General features: G+C 41.5%; 11 protein-coding genes. 8 read left to right on the top strand and 3 right to left on the bottom strand.

What is annotated here, in order from left to right:
• Window positions 1-91: 91 nt before the first annotated feature.
• Window positions 92-1,609: a glycoside hydrolase family 95-like protein gene (locus tag WAE59_RS20095; RefSeq protein WP_337857778.1), complete on the top strand. Its 1,518-nt coding sequence runs from the start codon at window positions 92-94 to the stop codon at window positions 1,607-1,609.
• Here the strand turns inward: WAE59_RS20095 and WAE59_RS20090 are convergent.
• Window positions 1,602-2,270 (bottom strand): LuxR C-terminal-related transcriptional regulator, encoded by a 669-nt coding sequence (locus WAE59_RS20090; RefSeq protein ID WP_337857777.1) that lies wholly within the window; start codon window positions 2,268-2,270, stop codon window positions 1,602-1,604. The two genes, WAE59_RS20095 and WAE59_RS20090, sit on opposite strands and share 8 nt — an antisense overlap.
• A gap of 246 nt (window positions 2,271-2,516) precedes the next feature.
• Between WAE59_RS20090 and WAE59_RS20085 the strand changes: the two genes are divergently transcribed.
• On the top strand, window positions 2,517-3,797 hold the full coding sequence (locus WAE59_RS20085; RefSeq protein WP_337857776.1) for a nucleotide sugar dehydrogenase: 1,281 nt from the start codon (window positions 2,517-2,519) through the stop codon (window positions 3,795-3,797).
• 251 nt (window positions 3,798-4,048) lie between these two features.
• Here WAE59_RS20085 and WAE59_RS20080 read toward each other — a convergent pair whose 3' ends face one another.
• Both WAE59_RS20080 and WAE59_RS20075 read right to left on the bottom strand, forming a co-directional pair.
• Window positions 4,049-4,696 carry a DUF6266 family protein gene (locus WAE59_RS20080; RefSeq protein ID WP_337857775.1) on the bottom strand — a complete coding sequence of 216 codons (648 nt, stop codon included), beginning with the start codon at window positions 4,694-4,696 and terminating at the stop codon, window positions 4,049-4,051.
• A gap of 12 nt (window positions 4,697-4,708) precedes the next feature.
• The gene (locus WAE59_RS20075) at window positions 4,709-5,347 is read right to left on the bottom strand and encodes a DUF6266 family protein (RefSeq protein WP_337857774.1); all 639 of its coding nucleotides are present in this window, start codon (window positions 5,345-5,347) and stop codon (window positions 4,709-4,711) included.
• Window positions 5,348-5,684: 337 nt separating this feature from the next.
• Between WAE59_RS20075 and gmd the strand changes: the two genes are divergently transcribed.
• The 6 genes from gmd (at window position 5,685) to WAE59_RS20045 (ending at window position 13,373) form a co-directional block, all read left to right on the top strand.
• On the top strand, window positions 5,685-6,821 hold the full coding sequence (gene gmd / locus WAE59_RS20070; RefSeq protein WP_337857773.1) for a GDP-mannose 4,6-dehydratase: 1,137 nt from the start codon (window positions 5,685-5,687) through the stop codon (window positions 6,819-6,821).
• 115 nt (window positions 6,822-6,936) lie between these two features.
• On the top strand, window positions 6,937-7,653 hold the full coding sequence (locus WAE59_RS20065; RefSeq protein WP_337857772.1) for a hypothetical protein: 717 nt from the start codon (window positions 6,937-6,939) through the stop codon (window positions 7,651-7,653).
• 74 nt (window positions 7,654-7,727) lie between these two features.
• Window positions 7,728-10,199 carry an SLBB domain-containing protein gene (locus WAE59_RS20060; RefSeq protein WP_337857771.1) on the top strand — a complete coding sequence of 824 codons (2,472 nt, stop codon included), beginning with the start codon at window positions 7,728-7,730 and terminating at the stop codon, window positions 10,197-10,199.
• A 9-nt stretch (window positions 10,200-10,208) separates the two neighbouring features.
• A complete protein-coding gene (locus WAE59_RS20055) occupies window positions 10,209-11,294 on the top strand; it encodes a lipopolysaccharide biosynthesis protein (protein WP_337857770.1) in 1,086 nt (361 codons plus the stop codon).
• A complete protein-coding gene (locus WAE59_RS20050; protein ID WP_337857769.1) occupies window positions 11,287-12,648 on the top strand; it encodes a lipopolysaccharide biosynthesis protein in 1,362 nt (453 codons plus the stop codon). The genes WAE59_RS20055 and WAE59_RS20050 overlap by 8 nt, the downstream gene beginning before the upstream one ends.
• 53 nt (window positions 12,649-12,701) lie before the next feature.
• Window positions 12,702-13,373: a hypothetical protein gene (locus tag WAE59_RS20045; protein ID WP_337857768.1), complete on the top strand. Its 672-nt coding sequence runs from the start codon at window positions 12,702-12,704 to the stop codon at window positions 13,371-13,373.
• Window positions 13,374-13,379: the final 6 nt, after the last annotated feature.

The following is a 13,379-nucleotide window of genomic DNA, read 5'->3' as shown; positions in this document are numbered from 1 at the left end:
CTTTTTCGTCATAAGTAACAATGATTTTGGCAAACACTAGACAATTCCAAGGAAAAATTTTAGCTTTAATTAACTAGTTGAGCTCGATCATATGAAACATTTTTACACACTTTTTTTGTTGTTGCTGAGTGTTTTAGCAGCCCAGGCCCAGCCGAAGAAAACCGGCATCGACTGGCCTGTCTTTATGCAGCGGCAAACCCTCAGGTGGGATTCCATCAGTACCGATCCTGCCACCGGAATGCTCCTTGGAAACGGCTTGTTGCGCCTCAATATTTACCAGGCAGATGGGCAGTCGATCCGTTTCGATATCGGCCGCTCAGATCTGGATGCCCAGCAGCCCTCCGCCGGGTACATGATGCTCAAAACAGCGGGTAAAATAAAGGATGTGAAGCTGCAGTTGAACATCTACGATGCCAGGGCACGGGGTACAATTTATACCACTAAAGGCAGCATTACCTTTGGTGCCTTTGTGCATGCCGGAAAACAGGTGATCTACACCTCGGCTGCGGGGCTGCAACAGGAGAAGAACATCAGTTGGCAATTTGTTCCCGCTCCTGGCAAAACTCCGGGGATCCGCAAAAAACAAGGTCTATATGCCATTTTTCAACAGCCCTTGCCGAACAAGGGAGCCTATGCCGCGGTCTGGAAGTCGACCTTTGGACCTAAGGGCAGTACCCTGTTGATTTCCCTGGGCTACGATCAGGAAGCCAGACAAGACGGGCTGTTGCAAGGGATCAATGCTTTAAAGAGATTCAATGCCGATAAGCTGGCCGCGGAGTTTACAGCGCACATCAACTGTTGGCATCAATTTTTTCAGCAGCGCTTCCTCTCCCTTCCTGACCAGCGAATGGAAAGTTTTTATTGGATGCAGGTGTATCAGGAGAAATCACTCTTCAACAGGGACCTGGCTGTTTCAGTTTCAAAGGAACAACCTGCAGAGGCAGAAGTGGATTATTTATCCGGTTTGAAATTGGAATTGCAGGGAATGAGCACTTCAGATGACGAAGAACGCAGGGATTCAATTCGCCAGTCCCTCGAACTATGGTTGTCGCAGAAAGGCAAAGTACAACGCGAGGCCTATCCTGTGCTTGCTGCAATATACGCCACAATGGGGGAGGGCAATAAGAGTTATGCACTCTTGAATGAACTGTTCGATCAGCGCCAGCAGCCGGAGGCTTCAGCCGCTTCCGCGATGCAAGAAATGCTTTTGCAGAGCTGGGGAGGCAAGATCCGTATCTTTCCGGCCATCCCGGAGCAGTGGCAGGACCTGAGTTTCGATAAACTCAGTACAGCAGATGCTTTCCTGGTTTCCGCACAGCGGACGGAGGGTAAAACGACTTACATCAAAGTCTACAGCAGTAAGGGAGGGCCATGCCGCATAGAAAGCGATATGCAGGTAAACCGTGTGAGTTCAGATAAAACCGATTCCCCGGCGCTGACCATGTCGCAACATGATGGCAAGACGAATGTCTTGATCCAAACCGTTCCGGGCGAAAGCTTATGGCTTTCCGGCATAGAGAACAATCCGGGTGCCGTTGCTGTCGTAAAACCTGTGATCCGGGAGCAATGGAGCTGGGGCTTGAAGAAGCATACAGGGCTTCCTAAATGAGGTCAAAGGCCCTGGCGTATTGACACACTTCATAGTAGGAGCCGGTTTTCAGCTTCTGACGGATATTTTTCCGGTGTGTTTCTACTGTGTTTTGGGAAATGAACAGCTGAAGGGCTGTTTCAGCAGAACTCATGCCCAGGGCCATGCACTTTAAAATCTCTTTTTCCCGGCTGCTCAGCTTCGCGAATAAATGAAAGTTTTTGCGGAGGAAATTGTTTTCTTCCAGCAGGCGTGCCGCCTTGCTGGTCATGTGGTGCATCGCATCAATCGGGAAGGACATGGCAATCACGAGTACAGGTTGACCGTCCTCATCCCTCAATAATACCTTTACGCTGCTCATGTGCCAGGTCCAGTCCTTGCCGGAATGCAGTTTGACCTGCTGGAAGAAGGTGAGGATCTCATCGTCATTCTTGCTTTGCAGGAGATTCATGAGCTTGGGCACATAATCCTCGGCATCGTCCGCATTGAAAAAACGGGGATAATATTCATCGGCGGTCTTGCCAAAGATTTCGTCGGGGCTTACGTTTAATCCTTTTAGCCCGCGGTCCGACATCCATGCTACGGACCAGTCCCTGATGTCATGGATCGTTACTACTCCCGGAAGCTGATCCGAGATCGCTGCAATTTCTGCAATGGCCTTATCAATATTAACCTGGAGCATAATTAATTAGATAACCAAAAGTAGAAAATTTTAGCCGAAATGCTGCCGCTTTCATCAGAAAGTAAAGAATTTTGTAACAATCCCTGTTTTAGGGGCTCTAATCTTCATCCCAGAGAAATTCATTAAAAATATTGGCATCACTGATTACTGGTGCCAAGCTAAAAAATACGTAATCAATAAAATTTAGGTAAAAGGACTGGACAGTGGATGCTTCCCGTCCTTTTAAATTTTACGTATGTTTGCGGCATGTCAGCACAGCAATTTCATATCGGTGTCATCGGCTTGGGATACGTAGGCCTACCCCTCAGCCTGGAGTTTTCCAAACACCATCATGTGCTGGGCTTCGACATTGATGAAGAACGCGTTGCAGAACTCCTATCCGGCAAGGACCGGACAAAAGAGGCAGACTTGGAGCAGTTGAAGGCTGCTTTGGAAAGCGAAGAAGGCCGATTGACAATTTCTTCCGATCAGCGCCTGTTGGCAGCCGTCGACATTTACATCGTAACAGTACCTACACCTGTAGATGAGTTTAAGGCACCTGACCTGAGACCTTTGCTCCATGCCACAAAGATGCTGGCACCCTACCTCTCTAAAGATAACATCGTCATTTACGAATCTACGGTATATCCGGGCTGTACAGAGGAAGACTGCGTACCTGTCCTGGAAAAATATTCGGGATTGAAGTACAATATGGATTTTTATTGCGGCTACTCGCCGGAAAGGATAAATCCGGGAGATAAGGTCAACACCCTGACCAAAATAATAAAAGTCACCTCAGGCTCCACACCGGAAATAGCAGAGCTGGTTGATCAGTTATATGGCAGCATCATCACTGCAGGCACCCATAAGGCACCAAGTATCAAAGTCGCAGAAGCTTCCAAAGCCATAGAAAACGCCCAGCGTGACCTCAACATCTCATTTGTGAATGAGTTGGCCCTGATCTTCGATAAGCTGAATATTGATACCTCAGACGTGATCGCTGCTGCGGGTACAAAATGGAACTTTCTAAAATACAAACCAGGTTTGGTGGGCGGGCACTGCATCGGTGTAGACCCTTATTACCTGGTACACAAATCAAATGCCCTGGGCTATAACCCACAGGTAATCCTTTCAGGGCGGCGCGTCAATGAAAATATGGGTGTGTTTGTGGCTGCTAAGGTCGTCAAAATGCTCATCGCAAAGGGTGCTGTAGTCAAGGGTGGACGGGCACTCATCCTAGGCTTTGCTTTTAAAGAAAACTGTCCGGATATCAGGAATACGAGGGTTATTGATATTTACCAGGAGTTACAACAGTTTGGGATGCATGTGGATGTTTACGATCCATGGGCAGATGCGGAAGAGGTTAAATCCGAATACCAGATTGATCTGAAGGCCGAGCTGGATGATTATAATTACGATGCTGTGGTCATCTCTGTGGCACACAACGAATTTTTATCCATTGATTATCAGCTGTATAAAGACAACGGGGCGGTCATATTTGACACAAAGTCATTTATTGAGCGTAGATTTGCAGACGCCAGACTTTAACGGCCTAACCAACGTTGAAAATTACTGGTAAGATTTTTGCTTAAGGGTAAATCCCTATTGTTAGAAAAATCGTATACAGATTAAATGAGCTATCAAGACTACAAATGTCGTAAATGCGGGACGGATTTCCATTATCAGGTCCCACGCGGATTTATCCTAAAACACCTTTTGGGTTTCTTACCCATCAGGATATACTGGTGCCCGAAATGTACGGCCAACAGGTATGTCTGGATCGGTGGCAAGAAGAAGGATTAAGCTCCTTCTCCAATACAACCTACGTAAATGCTATTGCCAGTAGTTTTGCCCTCTGCCGAGCTAAAGCAGAAGTAACAATGGTAAGTATGATGAGCCTTCTTGAGCTCTAAATCGATCGCAAAGCTAAGGGAATCCCGGTGAGCCTGGTTCATAAATAAGCGTACTTCCCCATTCTGGTCTTCATTAACGATTAAAAAACTTACCTTATCGCCCGATAAGCAATACTGAGATTGAGGCTGTGCCAGCCATTCAAAGATGATCTGGTCATTTATTTTCCTGACAGACCTCACTAAAGGAGCGACTACACTTCCCCTGCTCAAGACGAGTTTTGGATAGTTGAGCTTCAGTGCGCCATCTTCGCCCGTGATGAACGCATGACCTGCATTATAAGAATGGGCAGCGTTCCGCGCCGAGCCATTCTTTTTATAAGCTTTGAAACCCGCATTGATCAAGGGTGAGATCCTGCAGAAGAATTCGCTAAGTATCCCTAGCTTATTCCTGGCAAGCGATTGAGGAGCTGTTGCCACTTTCGACGTTTTACGGGGTAAGCCCGAAACGGTATTGATCTTTCCTTTTTTGCGACCGACTACTGCGCCGGTTTTATTATAGACGGGGCCAAGAATGCCCGATGGTATGATTCCCATGATCTGAGTTTTTTAAAGGTTTACTTTTCCTGTGTAGGCACTGTCTGATACGCTTTTTCGATCTGCAGAGATAAAGCTGAGGTAGGTTTGCATGGGCTGTGCTTGCAGTGGCTCCGGTATTTCCAGCAGTTCCGATCCGGAAATCCTACTGTTGCCGAACAGCTTACAGATCACTTCTTTAGTTTCCGGAAAATAAACCAGGATCATGGTTTGGTCAGTAGACTCCGGCCAGGGCATTTGCGAATCACTGTCCCAGCTGAAGCGCAGGCCTTCGGGAGCTTTGTCGACTTTAGGATTTGCCGCGGCTTTCAGTTTTCCTCTGCTCAAGATAACTTTTTCGTAAGCGATGGACAAATCCGGATAATCTCCTGCGATGATGTATTTGCTGTTGTTTTCCATCACCAGGTTGAACTGGTTTTTGTCGGTGCCAATGATTTCTGTGCTGAAACCGATGTTTGTGAACTCTTTAAGGGTTTTAAAAAACTCCCCGCAGATTTTCATGGTTTCCTGTTGCCTCAGTTGTCCGGCAGTTCGGGGTTTCTTGCTTTTGCCGATAACGCGGGAAATCTGTTTGTTGTTCAGGGTGTAGTAGACAATATTGCCAACCTTTCCATTGTGGTTGCCCAGTGGGCCATTTGAACTCGTTGCCATTTTTAATGTATGTATTTAATTGTGATTTGATGTTTAACGAAGATAATAAATCAGGGAGCGGACGTCAACTGTGTATTCTCGCAGGTTAATCGAAATGCTATCTATCCTAAAACAGGATTGCTGTATGGTTGGTCTATGGTTGCTGTATCCTTGCTCTATCCTTCCTGTATCAACTGATAAAGAAACGATAGATCAAGGATAGAGAAAGGATAGATTGTTTCGCTTTGACAATTGTCTACTTAGTGATGATGAAGCATCTATGTCTACTATTCGTTCAGAATTGGACTATTTCGCGATATTTCCCTATGTTTGTGCGTTAAAAAACAAGTATATATCTATGAAAGTAGCCTTAATCACAGGAGTTACAGGTCAGGACGGCGCTTATTTAGCAGAATTTCTGTTGAAGAAGGGCTATTTTGTACATGGACTGAAAAGAAGATCTTCATTGTTCAATACCGATCGTATTGACCATTTGTATCAAGACCAGCATGAACAGGGGGTCAACTTCAAACTTCATTTTGGAGACCTGACCGATTCGACGAATCTGATCCGTATCATACAGGAAACACAGCCAGATGAGATCTATAACCTGGCAGCAATGAGTCATGTACATGTGAGTTTTGAAATGCCGGAATATACTGCCAATGCAGATGGTATCGGTACCTTGAGGTTATTGGAGGCGATCAGGATTTTAGGCTTAGAACAAAAAACCAGGATTTACCAGGCCTCAACTTCTGAATTGTATGGATTGGTTCAGGCAGTTCCACAATCAGAAACCACGCCTTTTTATCCACGCTCGCCTTATGCAGCCGCTAAGATGTATGCTTATTGGATTACTGTGAACTATAGGGAGGCCTATAAGATGTATGCTTGCAATGGCATTCTGTTTAATCATGAGAGTCCGCTAAGAGGAGAAACCTTTGTGACGCGCAAGATCACTAGAGCCACGGCAAAAATCGCGTTGGGGCTGCAGAATTGTTTATACTTAGGAAACCTCTCTGCGCAGCGTGACTGGGGACATGCGAAAGATTACATTGAAGCGATGTGGTTGATCCTGCAGCAAGAGCAAGCAGAGGATTTTGTAATTGCAACGGGTGTAACTACCACAGTTCGGGAATTTGTGAGAATGAGTTTTGCGGAATTGGGTATCACAGTGGAGTTCAGCGGTAAGGATGCTAACGAGCGGGGTGTAATTATCGATGTGGACCAAGAGCTAGTAGCTAAACTAGGTTTGAACGATACCTATTTAAAACCGGGAACTGTAGTTGTACAAGTGGACGAAAAATACTTCAGACCTACAGAAGTTGACCTATTATTAGGAGACCCCACGAAATCTAAGACCAAATTAGGTTGGGAGCCTAAATACGATTTAGCTGCACTAGTGAAGGATATGGTACAGTCCGATTTCAATTTGATGAAGAAAGATGAATACCTCAAGCAAGGTGGTTTTCAAACGTTGAACTACTTTGAATAATAGTTTAATGAAATAAACAAAAATAACCTTCGTGGCATGATAAATGTAAGTTGATCGAAAAGTTGCAAAAATCAATTTTTTGATTAACTTACATTACCAAAACAACCACGAGTGCATGAAAAAAAGTCTACTTATTATCTTAATGTCGACGCTCTACAACTACGCATTCTCTCAAATGAACGGTGATTTCAATTATACCGTGGCCATTAAAGGCTACAGCATGATGCAAATGCCGAAAGTGCTCAATCAAAAAAATACGAAGGATTTTACCAATGTCTGGTTTCACGGAGGTATGGTTAAATTTAACGACAACCAGTTTAGCTATCGGCTAAGCGGAAGTTACCTGAGTAAAAACATTGGCCTGATCAATAACTGTGCGACCTGTGAAGCCGCCGAAGGAAAGATGACGGATTATATCTTTAAGCTTGGTTTCGAGAAAAATATCAATTTTTCCAGGTTCCAGCCCTATTTCGGCTTAGATATTGGCTTCCGTTCCAATAAGTTTGACGGCAAACTCATGAGTACAAATCCAGTTTATCTGGCTTCTCAAGCAGGTAAGGGTACCAGCGATGCGTCAATAGAACCCAATTCGGTGGAGGCAACAAAGGTAGGTTTTGTAGCGTCGCCGATAATAGGTATAAAAATTAACCCGATACCTGAGATTTCTCTTTTTGCAGAGGGTAATCTGGATTATTTCGCCTCTTATGAGCGACAGGAGACCGTAAGTGGGGATTTGACCAATACTGTGACTTTAAAAAAATACAACAAAACGGAATTTTTATTAAACCCGGTAACGATAGGTATTCAAATACATTTAGGTAGCAATAGGTAATATTTATATATATTTGCGATCGAAAAAAAAATTATCATCAGCTATCCGAATTAAACTAACCTCTCGCAACAATTATGAATTTTAAAAGAACGATTACAGCATTTGTTTTCTTACTTGCCGTTCTAATCAGTCAAGCCGCTTTTTCTCAGACCAATTACGCCAATGTGAAGGTGGATGAGCTTTCAGATGCACAGATTTTGCAGATGATTAAAAGAGCGGAATCTGTTGGGTATACAGAAGCGCAGCTGGAACAAATGGCTGCCGCACAGGGTATGAAGCAGGATGAGGTGCAGAAGTTAAAACTGCGTGTGGATAAATTGCGTAAGCAAGGTTCTTCTGCTACTCAGGTCGACACTAAGGTTGTTAGTACCGGTCGTGAGTCTAGTGAAACTACAGATGGTGGCGCGGTTAATAATGAGAAAAAGACTACAGATGATGAGATCGGACCAAAAGTGTTTGGGTCAGAGTTGTTTAGGAATGGCAACATTACTTTTGAACCAAATCTTCGTATTGCTACACCTAAAAGTTATGTAATTGGTCCGGATGATAAGTTATTGATCGACTTAAATGGCGACAATGAAGCAAGTTATAACCTACAGGTGAGTCCTGATGGAACGATCAACTTACAGTATGTTGGGCAGATCGCTGTTGGTGGTTTAACTATTGAGCAGGCGATTTCCAAGATTCGTTCAGCAATGAATTCCACGTATCCATCTTTACGTTCAGGAAGAACAAGTGTTTCAGTTAATCTGGGTAATATCAGGAGTGTGAAGATCACCATGACAGGTCAGGTTTTTAAACCAGGTACTTACACACTTTCATCTTTGTCTACTGTTTATAACGCACTATATGCTGCGGGTGGTCCTTCACAAAATGGATCTTTCAGGAAGATCCAGGTGATCAGGAACAATAAAGTAGTAGCAACTATCGACGTATATAATTTCCTGTTGAAAGGAATCCAGCAAAATAACATTCGTTTGCAAGATCAGGATGTGATCAATATTCCGGTATTTGATAAACGCGTGGAGATGTCGGGCGAGATCAAAACGGCTGCTTTATTCGAAGTAGTTTCGGGTGAGAGTTTGCAAGATTTAATTGGTTTTGCAGGTGGTTTTACCACTGAAGCTTATACGGCAAAAATCAAATCTTTCCAAAATACGGATAGAGAACGTAGAATTGTAGATATCGCTGCCTCGGAGTTTTCAACTTATGCACCAAAGAATGGTGATAAATATGTGGTTGAAGCGATCCTAGATCGTTTTCAAAATAGGGTAGAGATTCTGGGTTCGGTATTCCGTCCAGGTGTTTATGAACTGGAGAAAGGGCTGACACTGAAAGGACTTATTCTTAAATCTGATGGATTAACTGAAGATGCCTTTTTAAACAGGGGTTACATCAATCGCTTGAATGCAGATAATACGCAAAGCTTGATTTCCTTTGATGTGGCAAAGATCATGGCGGGAACCGAAGGAGATATCACTTTGATCAGGGAAGATAAGATCACCATTTCTTCGATTTTTGATTTGAGGGACGAATATAAGATTACGATTCAAGGAGAAGTGAGAGCGCCGGGGACTTTTGATTATGCAGATAGCATTTCATTACAGGATGTGATCCAAATGGCTGGAGGTTTTAAAGAAGGTGCAACGCCTAATAGGATCGAAATTTCTCGTAGGATCAGGAACAGTGATGCGACTTCTGTATCGGCACGTACTGCAGATGTATTTACGGTCAACGTTGATCAGAATTTGAGAATTGTTGGTGAGAATTTTGTACTAAAGCCTTTTGATGTGATTTCAGTTCGGAGTTCTGAAGGTTATCAGGTTCAAAAGCAGGTGAAAGTAGAGGGAGAGGTTTTATATCCCGGATTGTATACGATTACGAATAAAAATGAGCGGATTTCTGATTTGATTAAAAGAGCAGGAGGTTTGACACCAGGAGCTTATACTGAAGGTGCTTCATTGAAAAGACCAGGAGCGGAGAAAGTGAATCCAGCTGATAAGAATGCAATTAATAATAAAGAAGAAGAAGATAAGAAGTTTTTGGGATTGAAGCGTTCGCAAGAGGCAGGAGTTAAGGATACGATTTCTGCTGATGTTGAGCAGAAGTTAATTCAATCCGATTTAGTTGGAATTGATTTGGTAAGGATTTTGAAGAAGCCCTTAACGAAGGTGGATTTGATTGTTGAAGATGGCGATGTGATTCGAGTGCCAAGGCAATTACAAACTGTTAAAGTTACGGGCGAAGTTTTGAACCCTAATAGCATTGTTTATTCTTCAAATAGAAGCTTTAAACAGTATATCAATGGTGCTGGTGGATTTACGGCTAGTGCTTTAAGAAATGGAGCTTATATTAAATATGCAAACGGTTCAGTTGAGGCTGCTAAAAAGTTTTTATTCTTTAATAACTTTCCAAAGGTGAAGCCAGGCGCTGAAATATTGGTGCCTAAGCGGGCCGAGCGAGAGCGGTTGACAGCACAAGGATGGATTGGAATAGGGACTGCGGTTGCGTCAATGGCAGCGATTGTAGTGAGTTTATTACGCTAATTTTTCTAAATGATGGATCAGAATACTAGGAAGAGAAGCGAGGTATCATTGCGGGATATTATATTAACTGTAAGGTCATGGTTTGCTTATTTACTTTCATTTTGGATGTTTATAATTGGGTTCGGGCTACTGGGCGGGATATTAGGTTATTTGTATTCAAGTTATCAAAAAAAAATCTATAAATCAAATCTCACGTTTGTTGTCGAGGAATCTAATTCTGGATCCGGAATGGGACAATATTCCGGTTTAGCTTCCATGGTTGGTATCGATCTAAACGGTAGTGGTGGAGGAATATTTCAAGGAGACAATCTATTAGAACTTTACCGTTCAAGGACAATGATCGAAAAAACACTTTTAAGCACAGTTAAAGTGGGAGGAAGCGATGAATTGATAATTGATAGATACATAACAATGAACAATCTTAGGGAGACATGGATGAATCAACCGTCATTAAAAAAATTGAAATTTAAGGCGAATACAGGTGAATCTCTAAATAGACTTCAAGATAGCATAATGAATAGCTTTGTTAAGGACATTAACAATAATATTCTGACTGTTACAAAACCAGACAAGAAATTGAGTATTATAAATGTTGAGGTTAATGCCAAGGATGAATTGTTTGCATTGAATTTTACCAATCAAATTGTCGCAAACGTAAATGAATTCTATGTTCAAACTAAAACAAAAAAATCATCAGATAATTTAAACATCCTACAGCATCAAACAGATTCGATCAGACAAAGATTAAATTATGCAATTGGATCAGTTGCTTTATCTGCAGACATGAACCCTAATCCAAATGCTGCCAGGCAAATCTTGAGAGTTCCGTCTCAAAGGAGACAGGTAGATGCTGAGGCTAATAAAGCTATTCTAATGGAATTGGTGAAGAACCTGGAAATTTCCAAAATTAACCTAAGGAAGGAGATGCCACTTATTCAGGTTATTGATGCGCCTAGGATGCCTTTGGAATCTCAGAAAGTCGGGATGATCACCGCTTCAACACTGGGATTTCTTATTTTATCTGTCATCTGCTCAATATTCCTCTTATGTCGACTTATGTTTAAAAACATAATGAGCCCGATTGACAATGGTTAGAATAATAATAGATAATATTCAAAAATTCCTGACACAAGGACACGCCAGGACTCTGCATGTAAAAAAACATATAATAATTTCTTTTGTTATGAGAGGCCTTAGTGTGGCGATTGGCTTAATTTTAATTCCACTAACGCTGACTTATGTCGATAAAATTCAATATGGTATTTGGATCGCTTTGAGTTCAATTATTGGTTGGGTTGCTTTTTTCGATATTGGTTTTGGAAACGGATTGAAAATAAAATTGGCGGAAGCTATTGCATTGGGAGATGTAAAGTTAGGGAAAAGTTATGTCAGCACCGCTTATTTCTTCATTACAATTTTGAGCCTATCGATTTTATTAATTTATTATGCATTGCATAATTTTTTAAATTGGCAAGAAATTTTAAACGCACCTCTGATATTTAAAAGCGAACTTTCTGCTGTTGCTCTCATTATTACGTTGATATTTTGTACACAATTTGTATTGCAGCTCATTAATTCTGTAACCGCCGCTAATCAAAATGTTACAACTGCATCGGTAATCGGATTTTTGGGAAATGCACTAAGCCTTGTAGTCATTTTTGTTTTAAAAAAATATACTAAAGGGTCATTGATTTATTTATGTTTTTCCATTGGGTTTAGTCCAATTCTAGTCCTATTTGGTTATACTGTATTCCTGTTTCGTGGAAAGTACCGAGCATATGCTCCTTCGCTTAAGGATGTAAAAATGGAATACGGGAAATCTATTATGCATTTGGGAGTTAAATTTTTCGTTGTTCAAATTGGTCTAATTATGTTCTATAATGTTGACAATGTGATTATCTCCCGTATTTCAGGCCCTGAATCTGTGACTATTTACAACTTTGCGTTTAAATATTTTAGCATCATAACCATGATATCTGGAATCATTATGGCTCCATTTTGGCCCGCTTTTACTGAAGCGAATGTTCGTAATGAAAATGATTGGATTAAAACCACAATAAAGAAGTTGCAGAAAGTTTGGATTGGGATAGTGGGTATATGTTTAGTAATGCTGTTGTTTAATAAACCGATTTTTGGAATCTGGCTCGGAGAGAGTGTACATATCCCATTCACATTGTGTTGTGTGATGGCGATTTTCATCTGTGTTAATTCATTTAGGACTATTTTTATTTTTTATATGAATGCCACCGGTAAAATATCAATTCAGCTTGTTATTACATTAATTGCAGGAGTTTTAAATGTGCCACTCGGGTTTATTTTTGGACACTATTTAGGTTCAACTGGAGTAATATTAGCAACGACAATTCTTTGTGTAGTTTGTGGTATCTTTGAAGTAGTCCAGTATAACAAAATTATCAATGGAATGGCTAAAGGAATTTGGAATAAATGATAAAAGATAGCGAGACTGTAATATTTTTGACCGGATGTATTAATCCCACAGGCATGAGTTTGACCAAGCTCCAAGATCCATCCATTAGACTGACGCAATATGTGGAAGCCATAAAGTTTTATCTCGAGCATACAACGTTGAAAATCGTTTACATAGATAACTCGGGGGTAGATATTGAACAAGAATTCGAAGGTAGTAGCTGTGAAGGCCGCCTTGAGACACTTTGTTTTTTTGGCAACGATTACGATAGGAATTTAGGAAAGGGATATGGTGAAATGCAGATTATAGAATACGGACTCGAGCATTCTCTATTCCTTAAGTCTGCAACTTTTATATTCAAAATAACCGGACGATTGAAAGTACTAAATATTAATAAGTTTGCTGATCAACTTATTTATCCGTCACCTATTGAAGTTATGGTAGATATGAAGGGCATGTTGTTTTATGCAGACTCGCGTTTTTTTGGTGGGATTCCCGCTTTTTATGAGATTTTGATAGGAAATAAAAATTTAATTGATGATTCAAAGGATCATACATTTGAACAGGCTTTGAGTAAAGCTGTATGTATTGCTTTGATAAAGAACTATAAATATCGTTTGCTTAAGTATTTACCACGCTATTGCGGTGTTTCTGGAACACTAAATGAGAGGTATCCTTCAGGCTTATTATATTGGATTCCTCGTGATATCAAGCAGAGATTAAGGTATTACCTAATGAGTGTTTAAAAAAAG

It is taken from the genome of Pedobacter sp. GR22-6 (assembly GCF_037402555.1).
In the GTDB taxonomy this organism is placed as follows: Bacteria; Bacteroidota; Bacteroidia; order Sphingobacteriales; family Sphingobacteriaceae; genus Pedobacter.
The sequence above is the reverse complement of the archived record's forward strand: the minus strand, read 5'-3'. Positions and strand labels throughout refer to the sequence as shown.

Bases quoted from the DNA above. Each gene is read 5' to 3' on its own strand.
- WAE59_RS20085 (WP_337857776.1), top strand. From the start codon at position 2,517: ATGTCAGCACAGCAATTTCATATCGGTGTCATCGGCTTGGGATACGTA.
- WAE59_RS20065 (WP_337857772.1), top strand. From the start codon at position 6,937: ATGAAAAAAAGTCTACTTATTATCTTAATGTCGACGCTCTACAACTAC.
- WAE59_RS20055 (WP_337857770.1), top strand. From the start codon at position 10,209: ATGATGGATCAGAATACTAGGAAGAGAAGCGAGGTATCATTGCGGGAT.
- WAE59_RS20095 (WP_337857778.1), top strand. From the start codon at position 92: ATGAAACATTTTTACACACTTTTTTTGTTGTTGCTGAGTGTTTTAGCA.
- WAE59_RS20090 (WP_337857777.1), bottom strand. From the start codon at position 2,270: ATGCTCCAGGTTAATATTGATAAGGCCATTGCAGAAATTGCAGCGATC.
- gmd (WP_337857773.1), top strand. From the start codon at position 5,685: ATGAAAGTAGCCTTAATCACAGGAGTTACAGGTCAGGACGGCGCTTAT.
- WAE59_RS20045 (WP_337857768.1), top strand. From the start codon at position 12,702: ATGAGTTTGACCAAGCTCCAAGATCCATCCATTAGACTGACGCAATAT.
- WAE59_RS20060 (WP_337857771.1), top strand. From the start codon at position 7,728: ATGAATTTTAAAAGAACGATTACAGCATTTGTTTTCTTACTTGCCGTT.
- WAE59_RS20080 (WP_337857775.1), bottom strand. From the start codon at position 4,696: ATGGGAATCATACCATCGGGCATTCTTGGCCCCGTCTATAATAAAACC.
- WAE59_RS20050 (WP_337857769.1), top strand. From the start codon at position 11,287: ATGGTTAGAATAATAATAGATAATATTCAAAAATTCCTGACACAAGGA.
- WAE59_RS20075 (WP_337857774.1), bottom strand. From the start codon at position 5,347: ATGGCAACGAGTTCAAATGGCCCACTGGGCAACCACAATGGAAAGGTT.